The following is a 19,230-nucleotide window of genomic DNA, read 5'->3' on the forward strand; positions in this document are numbered from 1 at the left end:
AAACTGTAGTCTTTTTTAGCTAGTAACTAAATATGTATAATTGCATAAAAAAATTGAAATATATAAGTTATCATTAAACTACATTTTTAATGTAGAAGAATATTTTTGTTTCAAAGTGAAATCGTTTACGTTATTGATGAAATTGAAATTTAGGAGAATCATATGAAAAAGAAATTATGTACATTGGCTCTTGTCACAGCAATAGCTTCTGGGACTGTGGTAATCCCAACAGTCACAGAAGCTTGTGGAATAGGCGAAGTAATGAAACAGGAAAACCAAGAGCACAAACGTGTGAAAAGATGGTCTGCGGAGCATCCGCATCATCCTAATGAAAGCACACATTTATGGATTGCACGAAACGCAATTCAAATTATGGGTCGTAATCAAGATAAGACGGTTCAAGCAAATGAATTACAATTTTTAAATACTCCTGAATATAAGGAGTTATTTGAAAGAGGTCTTTATGATGCTGATTACCTTGATGAATTTAACGATGGCGGTACAGGTACGATAGGTATTGATGGGCTAATTAAGGGAGGATGGAAATCTCACTTCTACGATCCTGATACGAGAAAGAACTATAAAGGAGAAGAAGAACCAACAGCTCTCTCGCAAGGAGATAAATATTTTAAATTAGCAGGTGAATACTTTAAGAAGGATGACCGAAAACAAGCTTTTTATTATTTAGGTGTTGCGACGCACTACTTCACAGATGCTACTCAGCCAATGCATGCTGCTAATTTTACAGCCGTCGATATGAGTGCCTTAAAGTTTCATAGCGCTTTTGAAAATTATGTGACAACAATTCAGACACAGTATGAAGTATCTGATGGTGAGGGCGTATATAATTTAGTGAATTCTAATGATCCAAAACAGTGGATCCATGAAACAGCGAAACTCGCAAAAGTGGAAATCGGGAACATTACCAATGACGAGATTAAATCTCACTATAATAAAGGAAACAATGCTCTTTGGCAAGAAGAAGTTATGCCAGCTGTTCAGAGAAGTTTAGAAAAAGCTCAAAGAAATACAGCGGGATTTATTCATTTATGGTTTAACACATTTGTTGGAAATACTATGTCTGAAGAAATTGAAAATACTGTAGTGAGAGATTCTAAAGGAGAAGTAATACAAGATAATAAAAAATACTTCGTAGTGCCAAGTGAGTTTCTAAATAGAGGTTTGACCTTTGAGGTATATGCTGCGAATGACTACGCGCTATTATCTAATCCAATAAATGATAATAAAGTTCACGGTACACCTGTTCAGTTTGTATTTGATAAAGAGAATAATGGAATCCTCCATCGCGGAGAAAGTGTACTGCTGAAAATGACGCAATCCAACTATGATAATTACGTATTTCTTAATTACTCCAACATGACAAATTGGGTACATCTTGCGAAACAAAAAGCAAATACTGCACAGTTTAAAGTGTATCCAAATCCGAATAATTCAGCTGAATATTACCTATATACAGATGGATACCCAGTAAATTATCAAGAAAATGGAAAAGAGAAAAGCTGGATTGTGTTAGGAAAGAAAACGGATCAACCAAAAGCATGGAAATTTATACAGGCTGAATAGGATTTTCTATCGTATAGAGAGAAAATGTGTATGTAGTTTTAAAATATTTCATGTGTTTAGAAAGAATTGTTTTCGTTCATTAGTTAAAATTAAATTCTAAAGGGGATATGTGTATATGGTGTTTCGAAATACAAAACTTGCTATTTTTACTATTTCTTCATTTTTCATTTTAGGTTCTTCATCCCTATCATTTACAGATATCGTATATGGTGAAGGAGCTTCTTCGTCCTCAAAAGCAAATCAAGGGGTAATTGCAACTAATTATGATGATACATATTATAATAGTGCGAAGGGAAAAGCGGGTTCAGAATTAAAAAAGGAGCTTCATAATATTATTGATAATCATACAAAGATATCATACAGTGCAGTTTGGGATGCACTAAGAGATACTGATGAAGATCCAAATAATAAAAATAATGTGCTCCTTTTATATACAGGACGTTCGCAAGGGAAATTTACAAATGGTTCAGGGGTCGATAATTGGAACCGAGAGCATGTTTGGGCAAAATCCCACGGTGATTTTGGGACAGCTGCAGGGCCTGGAACTGACCTTCATCATTTAAGAGCCACGGATGTATCTGTCAATAGTTCACGTGGGAATTTGGATTTTGATAATGGCGGTGTGAGTCATTCAGAAGCAACAGAATGTAAATACGATAGTGATTCTTGGGAACCTCGTGATAGTGTAAAAGGGGATATTGCTAGAATGTTATTTTACATGACTGTTCGTTATGAAGGAGACAATGGCGAAGTAGATTTAGAGCTTAATGAAAAAGTGAATAACAATAAAGATCCATATATGGGGAAACTATCTGTTTTACTAAAATGGAATGAACAAGACCCTGTCGATGATTTGGAACGAAAGCGTAATGAAGTTATTTTTACAAAATATCAACATAATCGTAATCCATTTATTGATCATCCTAAATGGGCAAATGAAATTTGGAAATAAATAAGTAAAATCATACCTGGGTAAATTTTAAAGTAGAAAGGAGTGATCATAAGAATCACTCCTTTTTTGGGTTTACTCCACAATAACCGGTCTGTAAGGGATTGGTGAGGAGAGTATCATAGAAGTTTTTACTGTACCAAATGGAATTACAACATCGATTAATTCTTCTAATTCTTTCATTGATTGCACAGCTACTTTTAAGTAATAGCTACTTTCGCCAGTGACTCGGTGGCATTCAAGTATTCTGTGTTCGTTATATATTTTTTCTTCGAATTTTTTACAGGCGATTTTTAAGTTTTCTATTCTTAAAAACGCTTGAATGTCTTTGCCGACTGCATCGAGGGAAATACGTGCTGTATATTTTTCAATTATTCCTGTATCATGTAATCGTTTGAGTCTTTCGGTAACACTTGGACGACTAAGATGTAATGGTCTTACCCCTGTCAAGTAGACAGTAAAAGATTAGATGCCTTTTCATTAAGCAGCCTTAGTTCCAAATTCAGCAGGACTAAGGTTGTTTAATTTTTTTTGGAATCGTTTGTTATTGTAATACCTCATATATCTTCTAATGGCTTTGAAAACTTGCTCTTTTTCATGAAACTCATTTCTGTAAAAACATTCTGTCTTAAAATGACTAAAAAAACTCTCTACACATGCATTATCATAACAATTGCCCTTCCTAGACATACTTACATTCATTTTGTATTTTTTAAGTAATAGGTTGTATTTTTTGGACGTGTATTGATACCCTTGATCGCTATGTAATACTGTTCCGTGGACATTTCTTTTTCTTAAGGCCTTATTCACTGTGTCTATAACTAATTTTAAATTGTTGCTTTCGCTTACTTGGTAGGCTACAATTTCGTTATTATAAAGATCCATTATCACTGAAAGATACATACGCTTACCGTTAAAAGTGAGATAGGTTATATCTGTAACCCATTTTTCATTTGGCTTGCTGGCTGAAAATTCCCTGTTTAAACGATTTTTTGATACGACACATTGTTCTTTTAAGCCAAAATGCCTCCACTTTTTCTTTCGAATCTTAGCTTGTATCCCCATTTTCTTCATTAAACGGTACACTCTTTTATGATTTATCTGTAAACCACAATACTTTTTGAGCCATGTACAAACTCTTGGATAACCAAAACTACCATTTATATCTGGATCTAGTTCGCATTCCACTATTTTGGACATAATAAATTGGTCTTCCTTCATCTTTTCAGAGGGATTAGTTCTTCTTTTTTCCCATTTGTAATATCCACTTCTTGAGACCCCCGCAATTTCACAAAGAAACACAATTGGAAAGCTATGCTTTAATGTATGAATGATCTCGTATTCTATTGATTTGTCTCTTTTGACCTCATCTCCTTTTTCGCAGCTAAGAGCTTTTTTAAGTATGCATTTTCTACTTCTAATCGTTCTATTCTATCATCATGACTTGTTTTTATTGAACTTGCATTTGTTTGTCTAGATCTCCCTCGTTTTTCTTGTAGGCCAAGAATACCCTCACTATTGTAGTTTTTAATCCATCTGTCTATAACTGAATATGTAACTCCTAATTCCCTTCCAATTAATTTACTACCCATTCCTCTATGTAAGTACATTTCAATAGCTTTCATTTTAAAATCAATCGAAAAAGTTCTTCTAATTTTCCCCATAAAAAAATCCCCTCCATAATAAACAGTACAGTAACTTTCTTTCAACTGTCTACTATGAGGGGATAATACCATAAATGTGCAGTCATTTCTTTAATTGTCATTCTGGCATCTTCTTGTAAAAGTGAAACTATCTTTTTATCGATTTCATCCATAATGTATACTCCTTTATGAAATTGAAAATAAATAATTAAAAAACCTTCATAATATAAAGTTTAGAAAAAGTTTATGTTCATTTTTGAATATAAAATAGATTAATAATTTTCTATAATTTAAATATAAATGGAGGTGCATTAAATGTCTAATGATTTTAAAGAAACGATTTCTATTCGAAAGGGAACAGCTTTATATGTGGGAGCTGTTTTAGGATCAGAAATTCTCATTTTACCGGGTATGACAGCAAGTATAGCAGGGCCAAGTGCTATTATCTCTTGGTTTATCATGATTTTGCTTAGTATCCCGCTTGCGTTTACTTTTGCCTTTTTGTCTATCGAGCATCCAAGCGCAGGTGGAATTGCAACGTTCTCTGAAAGTCAGCGGAAATTCTGCTTATTCCTATTCCCATCCCTTGGATGCAATAAATTCAGACATCAATTTCATTGCACCGCGGAATTTGTCAGGGTGAAGCCCAAATCCAACCCTGAAATATCCAGGACGCTCAAACACTTCACCAGGAAGAACAGATACTTCCGTACTCGCAATCAATTTCTCTGCATAATCAATCTTTATTTTAAATAATCGAACTTTGTTTTAAATGATCAATCTTTTTTATAAAACTACAATAAGTTAATGGTGTTTTTTCTATATAGGGGTCTCGCCACATCGCTATCAAGCTAAGGTTAGGAAAGGTCAGTTTCAGAAGAAAATTTTTTCTTTTTCTAAAAATCAGTGTAGATCATTGGGAATTTTGCATATCAAATAAACCCTAACGGGTTTCACTTTTTTTATTAAGCTGCTTGATTGTCCGACATGGTACAATTGTAAACGACACCTAATATATCAAAGACTGTTTTCTTCTTGTATCGATGAGATTTCCGTCCGTTTCGCTGTAGGAGGTTAAACAGACGAAGAAGAATCTTTGATAATCCTTGGGTGTCTTTTTGCATTGCTCGAAACAGAAGAAAAAAATAGTCTTTAATCATATATATGGCTTTATATTCACTCAGCTCTTGTTTCTTTTTTATGAGAAGTAACTTCCGCATTTGAAACATAATAGAGGAACAGAGTAGAATGGCAATCAGTTGCCCATACAAATGGCATTCCAATCGTTCTCGTTTTATCTTTTTACAATGATGAATGTGAAAGAATGATTTCCACGTTTTAAATAAAATTTCGATTTGCCAACGTAAAGAATACCAATCATGTACTTGTCCCATCGGGACAATATCTGTAGGGGTATTTGTCATATATACATTGATACCACTGAGTCGTTTACTACGAGGAGAATACTTCATTCCTTTCTTCTTTTCTCTTACAGCTTGATCTTGTAATCGTTTTTTTTGTTGTTCTTTTGTTAGTCGATGTACAATCACACGAGTTGGTACTTTATCAGTCATTCCTACATAGGCTTCGGATATTTCACATGTTTGTCCTGGCTGAAGAGAGTTCATTAAGACCTCCATATCTATCTGTATATACTCTGTACCTTTCTTAATTCTTCCATCTTGAAAGTAATCAGGGTTGGAATTTTTTTGATAAATACGTGTATTCGACTTGATACGAGAGATATAGTAAGCTTTTTTATCTTGTATATGTTGAAGATCTTTCAAATGAAAATAACCTAAATCTCGGATACATAAATCATTCGCTGTTATAGTTGGGACACACAGAGAACCGTAGGTTCGATCATGTTGTTTACCTGGACCTGTATGAATATGTAGGAACTGTCCGCTTAACAGGTCATACTCAAGTTGAATTTTCATCCCAGCTGTATGACTGCAGCCTCCTGCACCTGGATAAACGAATGAAAAGATATCTGGAAGTTGAAATGCGGTGGAATCCAGGATCCGAATACGCTTGAAAACAGAAGTGAATGGAGAAGAAATCGGTATAAATGAGGCTAATTTTTGGTTTAGAAGTTCGGCTAATATGTGTTGCAAAAATTGAACGGCCGCTTTATTAAATCGTTGATTTAGTCCCTCAGGACTGATGAGAACTTCTGTTGACGCTTCTAAACAGCTAGATAGCTGAGTTAAAGAAGTCGTAGCGACATTTTGACTCATCCATACACATAAAGCGACTAAATCTTTGGCTTGGTACTTACTTGTTCGTTGCACAAAGCCAACATCTCTAGCAAGATTTCGTAAGATATTAGGGGATAAAAAGCTTTGAATTTCTTGAGCAAATAGTTGTAATTCATCAGATACAGAAATTGACATACAAAAACGCCATCCTTTCCTATGATTCTACAGAAAGAATAGCGTATTTTTTCATTTTAGGGGGAATTTTGTTTTGTTAGCTTGATAGCGATGGGGTCTCGCCACATCGCTATCAAGCTAAGGTTAGGAAAGGCCAGTTTCAGAAGAAAATTTTTTCTTTTTCTAAAAATCAGTGTGGATCATTGGGAATTTTGCATATCAAATAAACCCTAACGGGTTTCACTTTTTTTATTAAGCTGCTTGATTGTCCGACATGGTACAATTATAAACGACACCTAATATATCAAAGACTGTTTTCTTCTTGTATCGATGAGATTTCCGTCCGTTTCGCTGTAGGAGGTTAAACAGACGAAGAAGAATCTTTGATAATCCTTGGGTGTCTTTTTGCATTGCTCGAAACAGAAGAAAAAATAGTCTTTAATCATATATATGGCTTTATATTCACTCAGCTCTTGTTTCTTTTTTTTGGTTTAGAAGTTCGGCTAATATGTGTTGCAAAAATTGAACGGCCGCTTTATTAAATCGTTGATTTAGTCCCTCAGGACTGATGAGAACTTCTGTTGACGCTTCTAAACAGCTAGATAGCTGAGTTAAAGAAGTCGTAGCGACATTTTGACTCATCCATACACATAAAGCGACTAAATCTTTGGCTTGGTACTTACTTGTTCGTTGCACAAAGCCAACATCTCTAGCAAGATTTCGTAAGATATTAGGGGATAAAAAGCTTTGAATTTCTTGAGCAAATAGTTGTAATTCATCAGATACAGAAATTGACATACAAAAACGCCATCCTTTCCTATGATTCTACAGAAAGAATAGCGTATTTTTTCATTTTAGGGGGAATTTTGTTTTGTTAGCTTGATAGCGATGTGGCGATACCCCTATTAGAGCGTAAATGCCCAAGTATAAATTTGGCTAAAGGGGCCCTGTTCATTTCAAAGATTGTAGCTAACATACTGAACATTTGATTAGAGAAGGAGGAAACAAAAGATTTATTGTTTACTTCCTCTAAAGGGATTTGGCTTATTAAATCAACTGTTATTAATCGAATTGGATCCCCCCATTTATTTCAGCTAGTGCATAACTAACTTCGGAGGAGGGAGGTTCTATTTTTCCATTTTGAAGATTACTCAAATATGATTTATTTTTATTAAACCCTTTTTCCTGCCTTTTTTTTTCTAGTTGGCTGAGGCGATTAGGAGTTAGTTATCTCTTATTATGTTTATTAAAAAACACCTCAAAGAACAAAGTAGCTCTTAGTCTTTGAGGTACTTTCTTTAAACTCACATTATCAAAATTAAATCACTGCATCGAAGTCATTTAATTTAGGCAGAGAAGCTGCTTTTTTCATAAGCACTTCCCATAAGTGTACGGATTTCTTCCATTCGGCTGCGGCCTGTCCCTTTTGATACATAGCGTTCTCATAACTGAAAGTAAGTTGTTGCATATCAGTCGAGTTGTAAAGTGTATCGATGCGGAGAGCGTATTCTCGGAATGTTTGACTTTCACCCCGTGGTATGCCGATTCTCGCAAATTGTTTTAAAAGTGCACCGTAAGCTTTTAGATAAACAGCATCACCTTTTCGGTATTTATAGAAAAGAATAATAAAAAATGTAATCCATTTCATTCTAGTGGTGAAGAGAATGTATCCCATGATACTAATCGGTATCGTAGAGAGGAATACGTACCACCAAGAAAACCCATTTTTAGAATTTGTGATCTTTTTAGTAGAGGCTTCTTCTGTATTTTCTATTAAACTTTTGAGCTTTGCTTCATTGTTCCGTTGGTGTATTTGCTCGTTTTTAGAATTATTTTCTTCGCTATTTTGTGAAGTAGAAGCAGGAGTATTATTTATAAAATTATAGGGATTGGTAAATCCTTTTGTTGGTTCGAATGGAATCCATCCGTATCCTGAAAAATATACTTCGATCCAAGAGTGTGCGTTATTGTTCGCGATTTTATAAACATTCTCACCTTCTGTACCAGCAAATGTATTCTCAATAGTTCCTTCTGTATAGCCTTTTACCCAGCGAGCGGGAATCCCGACAGAACGAAGTAACACGATCATAGACGTCGAAAAATTATTACAGTAGCCGCTTTTTGTATCGAAAAGGAATTGATCTACATAATCTTGGTTTTTGGCAGGAATCATGACATTCATTGTTTCGTATACAAAAGAATTGTCTGTGAAGTAATTTTCAATAGCTAATACTTTATCATATCGGTTGTCTTTATCATTTGTAAGATTGACAGCCAAGTCTTTTACTCGCTGCGGTAATGATTCGGGAAGTTGTGTGTACTTTGTCATGAAATAAGAACTTGTTTCATGACCTTCATTCGTTTTTACAGCTTTCAAATTTTCTATGGAAAACTCCGGGATCTCATATGTTACTTTATACGAATTTAAAGTAGTAGAAGAGTCTCCGTGCATTGTATAGATTTTTTCTGAAAATGGGTCAACACTGTATGATACATCAGAAGAAGCCTCAACTGATACTAATCCTGCTGGATAGGTAAGGTGAGGATAACTTTTTTGCATGGTGATTGTTGCTTCGGTTGTCTCCGTTTTTGTATTTTGTTCGTACCACCTCACGACGTCGTTTTTATTTTTAAAAGAAACCTTTTTCGGCTTTTCAGAAACCTCCCAGCCTTTTCCTGTATAAAAATCTTTTGTTTCTACTCTCCAATATTGTTTGTTTTGCGTTTGTGCTGTAAAAACAATTGTATTATCCGCCTTAAAAGGACCGCCTAATTGCGAGTCATCTAAACCATACCCAATTTTAGAAACTTCTTGTTTTTTACTTGCTTCGGATGTGTTGAATTTTAAAAAATTCATTGGGTTTGGCCATTGAGGGCCAAATTTTGGAGCAAAGTATGCGATGGTTGCTGACAATACAATAAATATTGTAAGAGGTCTAAGTAATTTTGAGATTTCTCTAGCATAATTTTGTAAGTGTTCAATCTCTTTTATTCGTTCTATTTGAAGAAGACTAAGCATAAAAAAGCCGATGACAACAGTACGAAGAATAGCGTAGTTTGCATTGTATAAATGTAAGTTATGAAAAGTTGTGATATAAATAATAGTCAATACAAGAAATAACAATCCACGTTTTTTATGAATCATCCAAAAAGAGATGAAAGAACTCAAAAACCAAAATGATAGAAAAAATAAAAATGTCGGAAAAACTGGAGAAATATCTAGCAAATTCCCCTGGAAAAACAGGGAGGAATTTTGAGAAATATCAGAAAAAAATGTTGTTAGCCAAGATGGATTTATAAAAGCATTTTTATAATACAGGGAATGAATGATGAATAAGATCGTGACGATCTTTATTGGAATCTGCCACCTTGTTTGAAAAAAAGAGAGAGTGAAGCAAATTCCTATAAATATTACAAAAATATCTAATCTACCTACGTTTGTAATACCTATAAGAGGTCTTAGCCATTCTAGTAAAAGAAGAAGTCCACATACATGCATGAAGAATCTGCTCATATCCCATTGGTTTTTTGTTTGTAATGTTATCATTTGCTCACCTCAAAAAACACGTTTGTATACCGGTTTTCATAAACCGCTTTTACAAATATTTTTCGTTTTTGTAGAGTTTCTAGTATACTTAGTTCTCGATGTGAGAGTTGGTTCGCTTTTTCTTTCACGACAAACACCATTAATTTTCTATTTTTTATAGCAGCACAATCAGCCGCCTTTTGAATATCGGGAGAAAGATCGCTTGTCACGAGTATAATCGTTACGGGCTGATAAATTTTTCTTAATTCCATTTCTACACTTCGAGAGAGCGGGAATACACTGTCTGCTTGTACTTTCGCTAAATGACAAAAGATTTGTTGCAACTGAGTATCTCCATTGTCTAAAGGGAAAATAGTTCGTTCTTTTCCGACAGACACGAATGAGGCTGGTGAATTTTGCTTCAAGACAGCCCTCACAATAGAGGCAGTAAACGTTACGACTGATTCGAATAGAGGGGATTGGGTTCTGTCCATGAATATCATGATATTATGGCTGCGCTGTTGTTCAAACTCTTTCGTCATAATATTGTTTGTTCGTGCAGTTGCTTTCCAATCAATCCATGAAAAGCGGTCACCAGGTTTATATTCTCTGACACCGACAGAGACTGTAGAGTCTTTTGCTAAATTTATATTTGCTGAAAGCGCTCCTTGTTCGAAATGATTTTCCAATTGTCGATACGTTATATCTACATACTGGGGATAGACTAAAAATGTATCTGGAACTGAAAAAGTTACTTCTTTCTCCATCATACCGAATAGATCGCCAGTTTTGACACGTACGCTTGTAAAAGTGTGCTCTCCTCTAGGGATTGTGTCAATAACATATTGAAACGAAATATTTCGTTTTAATCCTGGAAAGAGTATTACCTTATTCGTCTTTGTTTGTCTACAACTTGTAAATTGTGGTGGCAGTTCATCTTCTACAACTAAATAAAGTAAGGGAAAAGGAAATTTTCTTTTTATTGTAATAGTGCTTAAAAATTGTTCTCCTGCTACATATTCGTTTTGGTTTGTTATTCGTTTTACTTCAGCGTCCCGTAAAGCGTAGAAGGGGAGTAGTAGTGAATAAAGGCCAATAGGAATCGTACTGTAAAACAAAAACCAACTTACAAATCCTCCTTGAAGCATGGCGTACACAAATGTTAAGACTAGGCATAAAGGGATTAGCAATAACTTGGTAACGTGATATAGTGCTCGTAGTAGTCGTTTCATCAAAGGTTCATCGTCCTTTGAGTCGGCACGGTAGTTCGTGCAACGATTTTGGCGATAACTTTTTCTCCTGTTATTCCTTCAAATTTTGCTTCCATTTTTAGAATGAGTCTGTGAGCTAAAGCGTAAGGAGCTAAAAATTTAACATCGTCTGGAATAACATAATTTCTGCCATGGATGAATGCATAAGCCTGTGAAGCTTTCATTAAAGCAATTGAGCCGCGTGGACTTGCACCTAGCTGTATAGAACTATAAGAACGAGTCTGATTAACAAGCTTTACAATGTAATGCTTGATTGCTTTGTCCATGCTTACTTCCCGTACGCTTTGTTGTAAATAAAGCAATTCTTCTATTGTAGTAATAGCTTGTAAACGGGAGAGTGGATTTGTTTTTTCCATCCGGTTTAAAATTTCAAATTCTTCCTCTGGTGTAGGATATCCCATTTTTAGCTTCAACAAGAAACGATCGAGCTGAGCTTCTGGTAAAGTGTATGTTCCCTCATATTCGACCGGATTTTGTGTAGCCATTACAAAGAACGGTTTTGGTAACGGTCTTGTAATGCCATCTATTGTGATATTGCCTTCTTCCATACTTTCAAGTAAGGCAGATTGTGTCTTTGGAGATGTACGATTAATTTCATCAGCAAGTACAAAATTCCCCATAATTGGTCCAGGCTTGAACTCAAATTGGAGCTCTTTTGGATTATAAATAGAAACACCTGTTACATCTGACGGCAGTAAATCAGGTGTGAATTGAATTCGCTTGTAATCGGCATCAATTGATTTAGAAAGAGCACGTACTAGCATTGTTTTCCCGACACCGGGAACATCTTCTAATAGTACATGACCTTCAGCTAAGAGAGCTGTCAAGGCTAAGATCGTTTCTTTTCGTTTTCCGACCATTAATTTTTCAATATTGTTGATTATTTTTTCTACAATGGGATGTAATGAATCAAGCTGGGTCATCGTAATCCTCCTAATTTTATTATCGTTTTCTAATTCATTTAGTGGAAAATAGAATTTATGTTAAAGAAAAGGAGTTCCTTCATTTTATTGCAGTATGATAGTAATCTAAGAGGTAATTAGTAATGGTATTATATAAGTTCATATTGAGAACTTATATAAATAGGAAGAAACTTACATGTTAAAAAATCATGGTGATATACTTTATAATTTCTATGTCCTCAAAGGAAATCCTACTCTTAATTTCAAAAATATTCAGATTATACATTCGGATTACATCTAGTATAATTGTTGCCGTAACCAAGGGCAAAACAGTAAATAATGAAAGGTACATCTAATTCAATGGTTGCTTCTTGAATGTGAATTCGAATCGTGGCATGTATGTTTTCTTCTACGACAGGGACATTCATAGAAATCCAATTCACACGCTCATTTTCATTTTGATCTGCAATTTCAGGTGATAATTTTTTCAGCCAGTAATATAGCTGATGAACTGGTAGGTTCTGTTTTTGACATCAGGCAACTTTTGATAATCCACTGTTTTTATAGTCTTGAATATAAGCTTCCCATTCTTTCTTTAATAGGTGTCTTTTCATAAAAAAACCTCCACATGTAGTATGTAAGGAGATTATCTCATTGGTTATTTACAAATTGTAGGTGGGGAATATTTGACGCTTACAAATATATCCAGTCTATGTGGGCTTTTTCAAAGAAGCAGTGAACTGAACCCGGTCTATGTGTTTTATTAAAAAAGTGTTTTAGACTATAGAATAAAGTATTAGACTATTAAAAAATAGTTGTAGACTAAAAAGGTGTTTTCTGTCAAGAAATGAATCTTTTGTTAACATAAAACCAATTTCAATAACATATGGAAGAACAAAAAAGTTTCGGTGACCAAACCGATACTTTTTTGACCATGTGATAGAACGTGAATTAGAACCACCCAAATTCCTATTCTTTAGGATATAGCTGTTTCATATCTAGTATATTTAACGATGCATATGTAGACAATTATCCATACGAAACTTCCTCATACTCATGTAGAGAAGAGTCTCTAAGAAAATCGAGGACCATCTCATTGAAAATATCTTTTCTCATTACATTGAGTGGATCGAATGCATCTTGGAATAAAGCAAGTGTGCTATTTGGGATATGCTGGTGAATTGTTTTAGCTGCTTTTCCTTCATCAACACCTGTTACAACTTTTCCTGCTCCAGATAGAATTAGAGTGGGGGATTGAATGAGATGTAATAAAGAAGTATGAACAGGAAATTTTGCTTTTTTCATCATTAATAACATTTTTTTGTCTATTGAAAATGAATCGCATAGCATTTGTTGCGTGTACGGTTCGTGTTTGTAAAATTTCATCATTAAATCAATAATTGTTGAATAGGATAGCAAACTGAAGATGAAATTTGAAAGTTCAAGCACCCATTTAGAAGTTTTAGTTGGAAATTCACTATAGCTATTAGAAATGACCAATTTTTTTACATAGGAAGGATGATGAATGGCTACTAATGTCGCAAGAACTGCTCCTTGTGAAACGCCGATTACATTAAGAGGTGTGTGGCTTAGTGTATCTAAAAATGAAATGATATCAGATACGATTAAGTCGTAATCATATACATTACCAGGAAAGGTTTTTATTGATTCGCCATGACCACGATAATCGAGAAGAATCATTTGATATTCTTTAGAAAATGATTCGATTTGTGGTTTCCACATCTTCCAAGATGCCCCGCTTCCGTGTAAAAAAAGGATTGGTTCCCCTTGTCCAAAAGACTCGTAGTGAAATTCACCGTTTTTTGTTTTAATAATTGGCATGAATAAGCCCCCTTTTTTCAGTTATCAAAAGTAAGATCACTTTTAAAATACAATATATGGAATACGCAATCAATATAATTTTGAAATATCTATTGTATTTTATTTCAAAATTACAAAGTGCGTTCGCTTTAATCGTGAGATGCGTTTTCATACGTGTGATAGAATAAACCCTACTATCTAGTCTAATACTTTATTTTAATAAAATTTCTTTTCTCTAAATAAAAACTATTCATTAGTCTAAATCCTTATTTAATTAAAACAGGAAAATAAAACTAAAGGAATCTTATTAAACCAGCGATACTCAGTCTAAAACATTTTTTTAATCAAACAATAATCGGTTATTTTGGAGAATAAAATTAGGTATGATAATAGCATACGCTGTTGTATCTATCAGCTTAAATGACAGCGTACACTAAGATGTATTCACATATCTTTCAACTTTTAGAGTCTGTGTAGTAACGAAACCTCTTGTGCATATCATATTCATGTGAGGTTTACATAACGTTCCTTATCGGTATTCAATGTATCTAGGAATCTAAAAGAATCCCTTCAGAAAATCCAAAAGGGATTAACTGTCCCAAAAGGTATACCTTTTGGAACAAAAAAGAAGAATCCTTTAACAATAAGGATTCTTAAATAGGAAATTACAATTGTATATTTTGGAGTTACTTTACGTTTACTTCTTAAATTGATGAGCATGTGTTGTGCCAGAACCAAATGGAAACGGCAAGCGGGTACACTCCGCTTGCCGTTTTTTCATAGATTCGTATGTATTTGAATTCCTTTCGCTTTCTCTTCTTCACCCTTCACGCGTACAATTAAATCATATGATCCGGATTTTGGCGCTTCAAAGGAAAGCAAACCTTCTTTTTGAGAAGTGACTTCTTCTTCATAAATGACCTTATCGTCTTTTGTGACTTGCAATAAAATCGTACCTTCTTCAACGGCTGCCTCATAAGGAATTTCCACATTTCCTTTTTCAGCTTTAATCGTTTGCACATCGTGATACCCTTGCAGGGAGCCAATTTTTAAAGTCGTTTCGCCATTTTCTTGAACCTTTGTGACTTTTGTTGCTGTATTGCATGCGCTTAACAATACAACAAGAGTGAGAATTAGAAATGAACGTAGCAATTTCATAGAGATTCGCCTTTCTTTTTTATCATTATAAAGTTTTACCATTGCGGTAACTATTTTATCATTTTTTGATAAGCCAACATACTCATCAAAATTAAAAATTGTTATTTACTGATAACCTGTATGACATCCGCATCCTTTCAGCCTAATAAACTCCCGTAAATTTACTTCATCTACATTTCTTTTTGTAAATTTTAATACAGATTCTCTTGAACGTTCGATTTCCTTTTTATTTTCATTATAGAACTTTGACACATACCCCCAAACACAATTGGAATGATTTGGTTTGTACAAAAACCCCCTAAAAATATTAATAAATAACGCTTCCAAACTGGAGGGACTGGTTGCAGACAAGAGCTGGTCTGTAGGAGACAAAATTCTGTCTGAACCGGAACTAATCGAAAAGCTAGGGTGCGGCCTAAATGCCATCTGTTCAGTTTGAAAAATGTTTTAGACTGAACATCATTAATCTAATTTGATTCCTCAATTCTTATATTTCTAATTTAATAAAATAAAGATTTAGACTGGTGAATAAGTTTCATTTTTGGAAAAGAGTTTTTATTAAAATATAGTATTAGACTAATAGTAGTTATGTAATTTTCACACGAGAAATAGGAACAATTCTGAGAAAACATACTTAATAAAACAAGAATGTATATATTCTGGCATAAAACTTTTAAAAGGGACAAGGTCTAATCTTAATGAATATGGAATTAAGCTCTGTGTTTACTGCGTATAATGAGACATTATGGAAACTTCACATGTATACGCTATACAGGATTTCATTGCTCAATATAGAACATTAAAGGAGTATTGATATATTTAAAAAAGGGGAAATATACATGAAACTCACAAATGATGTTAAAGCCATTGTCTTAGATCTCGATGGAACTTTATTAAATTCACAAAAAGAAGTGTCCGAAAGAAGTAAAAGGGCCATTTTGACAGCTCACGAAAAAGGTGTTGCTATTATTTTTGCAACAGCAAGACCACCAAGGTCTGTTAATGATTTTTTATGTAGAGAGCTTCAGGAAATAGCATCTGTTGTTTATTATAACGGTGCTTTGTCCGTAGATAATCAGTTAGGTAGAAAACATTACCCAATTAAACAGATGTTGACCGAAGAAATACTAAACTATATACATACAAATCAGCCAGATGCTTATATTTCTATAGAGTCTGAAGATGTTTGGTACAGCAGCCAAACTTTAGACTATAAACAGGTCATGAAAGTTACAACAAATCCTACAGTGATAACCATTGATGAACTAAGGAAGATACAAGCCTCCAAAATACTAATTTCTCAATACTATGACTATAAAAGTTTACAGAAACTTTTTGCAGATAAAGTTAACATCATACGCACTGACTCGGGAAGCTTGATTCAAATTATGGATAAAGATGTGTCGAAAGAGCGTGCTGTTATTGATATCTGTACAGCTAAGAGAATACCTATGGATTATGTTATGCCTTTTGGGGACGACTGGAATGATTTTAACTTATTTAGGGAATCTGGATTACCAGTAGCAATGGGTAATGCTATTCCTGAGCTAAAAGAGATTGCATTTTTTGTTACTGGAAACAATGATGAAGAAGGTGTGGCACAGGTATTAGAACAAATAATCTTTGGTGCCAATCCAATTAAAAACTAACGTGAATAGAAGGTCCCTTCAGTTCTTCTAAAGGGACTTTTAAAGGTTTTGTGATCCTTGGTTTTATGTTAATAAAAGGTGCTTTCATGTCCAAAATACGCTTTTGCAGTCTATAACTATTTTTTAATAGTCTAATACTTTTTTCTATAGTCTAAAACATTTTTTTAATGAAACACCATCCTTACCCTGATTTACTCAGGGCTTCTACATACACGGCATGGAATAAATACATTCTTCTAAATGATTTGTATAAAAAAGTGCGCCATTGAGATAAGATGGCGCGCTTTTTTATTTTACTTGATCCGAGAAGGTGTAATATGTTCTAGCCATAGAATGCCATCATACTGTTGATTTGGAATCATAATTTCATCCTCATTTCCCCAATGTTGTGCAATTATTGGCGTATACATCCAAGATGTTTCAGGACGATTTTTCTCACCTTTTAAATTTACAAATACTTGTGGATGTTGCGCAGCTTTCAAAATTTCTTCGATACTATTGGATTCATGTTTCTCCTTTACATACACAATTGTTTTATTATCCTCAGAATTTAGGCTACTCCCGCTATACGCAAATAAACCAATGGCATACATCTGATCCTTTATATGTTTTGGTAGGTAGTCTATCATATTGGGGCCTACAAATCCGTATTTATGAGTATTACTAATATCCTGTATCATTTTAGAATTTTGTTTTCGAATATGATAATTATGACCCCATACCATTATTTTTTACCTGTATATTGTATTTCACTAAGCCATGCTAGGTTTTGAGCCATCTTTTGGTCACGTGAATATAATGAGTAATTATTGTAAATAGTGTAGTCAAATGGAATGCTATACGTCTCTTTCACTTGATTTGACATATATGTTTTAAGCGAATCAATACGAATACTAATTGTCTTTTCTAAAAGATTTACATCATATGATGATTTAGGTGCCACTTGTCGTAATTCATCCTTATGTTGTTGGATAAATTCTTTTATCCTTTCATATTTGTCTATAAGGGGTGTCTGCATTGCTTGAAACTCTTTATAGGAAGACACAGAATGATATTTAAAGATGTCACCTTCAGCTTCTGTAAGTAAATTAGCTACTTCAGGATTCAACTTCTCAATCCATTCGTAAGCAAAGGTTGCAAATGGAAAATTTTCAATTTCATACGGGATTTGTATGTCAAACCCCGTTAACATAAGGGGTGTCCCTTTTTCCTTTTGTTCCTTTATGTACTGAAATAATTCTTCCACGTCTTCTGTAGACCATACATCAGAAATAGATTTCTTCATCGCTTGTTCAGCTGTTAAATTATCTAGGTTTTGATACACTGTATTCATTTCTGCAAATCCTGATTCAAATGCAATTACATCATAACCCATTTCTTCATGTAAATACTTAATTATACGAATCTTTGATTGGTTCATTTCTGTTGAACCATGTGTTGATTCACCAAGGAGAACAAAACGTTTGTCTTGTATCGTTTCTTTCAAGAATGATAAATCCTCATACGTATGAGCAGTTGGCTCCTTTAATTTTTTGGCATGCTCCCCAACCCATTCTTGCCATTTTGGCTGATCCACAGGTTTTTCTTCAGCGGATACCGCCGCTGTAAATGTCGTTAGTGCAAGAATTGATGCTGTAATTCCTATTTTCCACTTTGATAACACACATACCCCTCCTGTATTTGTTAGATTCTCATCCATCTAGGAAAATAATTTTCTACAACCAATGTATGGGCTTTGATAATTATTTTCCTTATATTTATATTAATAAATAGAAATGGTGTGCACAAGAAAAAACATAACATTCATTTTAATCAGAAAATATAAAAGCATTTTCCTAGGACTGTACCTATGCCTATCAAGCTAACATAACAAAATCCCCTCTAAAATGAAAAAAAAGGCTCTGGTGCAAACCTCGAATGCTGTCAAAATACACACAAAAATATAAGATTAATTACGAACATTCAATCTTTACAAAGTATAAAAATACGGATTTTTATACTAATTCCCGAACAACTCATTCACATAAAAATATAACATTCATGTTGTATTATCTACGTAATCATTTTTGCACCAGAACCCCAAATTGATTAATGCTGTCATGGACCACGGCATCAAACTCTCTCGGGGTGAAATGAAGCCGCCGCGCATTTTCGATCCAAATACACTTTCACCTCCGATCAACGAACCTGCACCGATTCCGTTAAAGAGAGCTACTCCGCCCGCGCTTCCCACCATTCGTGTGCCAAACTTGGTTGGCTACTCTGCCTGCGACTTTGAATGGGCGAGCAGATGCCTTTCGGCAGCTACCGTTGACGCTTGTCTTGCCGGGACTGTCTGGCCCGACGAATCAG

General features: G+C 34.4%; 12 protein-coding genes and 6 pseudogenes. 4 read left to right on the plus strand and 14 right to left on the minus strand.

Annotated features, from left to right (window positions below):
• Positions 1-162 precede the first annotated feature (162 nt).
• On the plus strand, positions 163-1,584 hold the full coding sequence (locus QUF99_RS00805) for a zinc dependent phospholipase C family protein (RefSeq protein WP_289368107.1): 1,422 nt from the start codon (positions 163-165) through the stop codon (positions 1,582-1,584).
• Between the two features lie 115 nt (positions 1,585-1,699).
• Entirely contained in the window at positions 1,700-2,536 is an 837-nt protein-coding gene (locus tag QUF99_RS00810; RefSeq protein ID WP_289368108.1) for an endonuclease I family protein, read from the plus strand.
• A gap of 72 nt (positions 2,537-2,608) precedes the next feature.
• On the opposite strand, the gene QUF99_RS00815 is transcribed toward QUF99_RS00810, so the two are convergent.
• From QUF99_RS00815 to QUF99_RS00830, 4 genes and pseudogenes are all read right to left on the minus strand, one after another.
• Complete coding sequence (locus QUF99_RS00815) at positions 2,609-2,983, minus strand: Lrp/AsnC family transcriptional regulator (protein ID WP_353958371.1); 375 nt, start codon at positions 2,981-2,983, stop codon at positions 2,609-2,611.
• Between the two features lie 30 nt (positions 2,984-3,013).
• Positions 3,014-3,955, minus strand: coding sequence for an IS3 family transposase (locus tag QUF99_RS00820; RefSeq protein WP_353958373.1), 942 nt, complete (start codon positions 3,953-3,955; stop codon positions 3,014-3,016).
• The gene (locus QUF99_RS00825) at positions 3,877-4,197 is read right to left on the minus strand and encodes a helix-turn-helix domain-containing protein (RefSeq protein WP_289368028.1); all 321 of its coding nucleotides are present in this window, start codon (positions 4,195-4,197) and stop codon (positions 3,877-3,879) included. Before QUF99_RS00825 ends, QUF99_RS00820 begins: the two co-directional genes overlap by 79 nt.
• Before the next feature lie 71 nt (positions 4,198-4,268).
• A pseudogene (locus tag QUF99_RS00830) lies at positions 4,269-4,349 on the minus strand (AsnC family protein); the annotation flags it as partial.
• Between the two features lie 142 nt (positions 4,350-4,491).
• On the opposite strand from QUF99_RS00830, the pseudogene QUF99_RS00835 reads away from it, so the two are divergent.
• A pseudogene (locus tag QUF99_RS00835) lies at positions 4,492-4,725 on the plus strand (amino acid permease); the annotation flags it as partial.
• A gap of 416 nt (positions 4,726-5,141) precedes the next feature.
• On the opposite strand, the gene QUF99_RS00840 reads toward QUF99_RS00835, so the two are convergent.
• The 9 genes and pseudogenes from QUF99_RS00840 to QUF99_RS00875 all read right to left on the minus strand — a co-directional run bounded on the left by QUF99_RS00840 (position 5,142) and on the right by QUF99_RS00875 (position 15,229).
• Positions 5,142-6,572: an IS4 family transposase gene (locus QUF99_RS00840; RefSeq protein WP_289368096.1), complete on the minus strand. Its 1,431-nt coding sequence runs from the start codon at positions 6,570-6,572 to the stop codon at positions 5,142-5,144.
• A 231-nt stretch (positions 6,573-6,803) separates the two neighbouring features.
• Positions 6,804-7,039, minus strand: a pseudogene (locus QUF99_RS28625) (IS4 family transposase); the annotation flags it as partial.
• Positions 7,035-7,349, minus strand: a pseudogene (locus QUF99_RS28630) (IS4 family transposase); the annotation flags it as partial. The pseudogenes QUF99_RS28630 and QUF99_RS28625, both read right to left, overlap by 5 nt.
• A gap of 520 nt (positions 7,350-7,869) precedes the next feature.
• The gene (locus tag QUF99_RS00850; protein WP_289368110.1) at positions 7,870-10,098 is read right to left on the minus strand and encodes a transglutaminase TgpA family protein; all 2,229 of its coding nucleotides are present in this window, start codon (positions 10,096-10,098) and stop codon (positions 7,870-7,872) included.
• A complete protein-coding gene (locus QUF99_RS00855; RefSeq protein ID WP_289368112.1) occupies positions 10,095-11,309 on the minus strand; it encodes a DUF58 domain-containing protein in 1,215 nt (404 codons plus the stop codon). The genes QUF99_RS00850 and QUF99_RS00855 overlap by 4 nt, the downstream gene beginning before the upstream one ends.
• Entirely contained in the window at positions 11,309-12,271 is a 963-nt protein-coding gene (locus tag QUF99_RS00860; protein ID WP_289368113.1) for an AAA family ATPase, read from the minus strand. The genes QUF99_RS00855 and QUF99_RS00860 overlap by 1 nt, the downstream gene beginning before the upstream one ends.
• A 257-nt stretch (positions 12,272-12,528) precedes the next feature.
• Positions 12,529-12,771 (minus strand): annotated as a pseudogene (locus tag QUF99_RS00865) (hypothetical protein); the annotation flags it as partial.
• A 508-nt stretch (positions 12,772-13,279) separates the two neighbouring features.
• Entirely contained in the window at positions 13,280-14,092 is an 813-nt protein-coding gene (locus tag QUF99_RS00870) for an alpha/beta fold hydrolase (protein ID WP_289368117.1), read from the minus strand.
• 756 nt (positions 14,093-14,848) lie between these two features.
• A complete protein-coding gene (locus tag QUF99_RS00875) occupies positions 14,849-15,229 on the minus strand; it encodes a BA_1872 family lipoprotein (RefSeq protein WP_289368118.1) in 381 nt (126 codons plus the stop codon).
• A gap of 839 nt (positions 15,230-16,068) precedes the next feature.
• On the opposite strand from QUF99_RS00875, the gene QUF99_RS00880 reads away from it, so the two are divergent.
• Entirely contained in the window at positions 16,069-16,878 is an 810-nt protein-coding gene (locus QUF99_RS00880) for a Cof-type HAD-IIB family hydrolase (protein WP_289368120.1), read from the plus strand.
• Positions 16,879-17,171: 293 nt separating this feature from the next.
• Here the strand turns inward: QUF99_RS00880 and QUF99_RS00885 are convergent.
• A pseudogene (locus QUF99_RS00885) lies at positions 17,172-18,541 on the minus strand (erythromycin esterase family protein).
• Positions 18,542-19,230: the final 689 nt, after the last annotated feature.

It is taken from the genome of Bacillus sp. DX4.1, from assembly GCF_030348195.1.
GTDB lineage: Bacteria > Bacillota > Bacilli > Bacillales > Bacillaceae_G > Bacillus_A.

Excerpts from the sequence above, each read along its gene's own strand:
- QUF99_RS00805 (WP_289368107.1), top strand. The coding sequence starts at position 163 with ATGAAAAAGAAATTATGTACATTGGCTCTTGTCACAGCAATAGCTTCT.
- QUF99_RS00810 (WP_289368108.1), top strand. The coding sequence starts at position 1,700 with ATGGTGTTTCGAAATACAAAACTTGCTATTTTTACTATTTCTTCATTT.
- QUF99_RS00825 (WP_289368028.1), bottom strand. The coding sequence starts at position 4,197 with ATGGGGAAAATTAGAAGAACTTTTTCGATTGATTTTAAAATGAAAGCT.
- QUF99_RS00840 (WP_289368096.1), bottom strand. The coding sequence starts at position 6,572 with ATGTCAATTTCTGTATCTGATGAATTACAACTATTTGCTCAAGAAATT.
- QUF99_RS00850 (WP_289368110.1), bottom strand. The coding sequence starts at position 10,098 with ATGATAACATTACAAACAAAAAACCAATGGGATATGAGCAGATTCTTC.
- QUF99_RS00855 (WP_289368112.1), bottom strand. The coding sequence starts at position 11,309 with ATGAAACGACTACTACGAGCACTATATCACGTTACCAAGTTATTGCTA.
- QUF99_RS00860 (WP_289368113.1), bottom strand. The coding sequence starts at position 12,271 with ATGACCCAGCTTGATTCATTACATCCCATTGTAGAAAAAATAATCAAC.
- QUF99_RS00870 (WP_289368117.1), bottom strand. The coding sequence starts at position 14,092 with ATGCCAATTATTAAAACAAAAAACGGTGAATTTCACTACGAGTCTTTT.
- QUF99_RS00875 (WP_289368118.1), bottom strand. The coding sequence starts at position 15,229 with ATGAAATTGCTACGTTCATTTCTAATTCTCACTCTTGTTGTATTGTTA.
- QUF99_RS00880 (WP_289368120.1), top strand. The coding sequence starts at position 16,069 with ATGAAACTCACAAATGATGTTAAAGCCATTGTCTTAGATCTCGATGGA.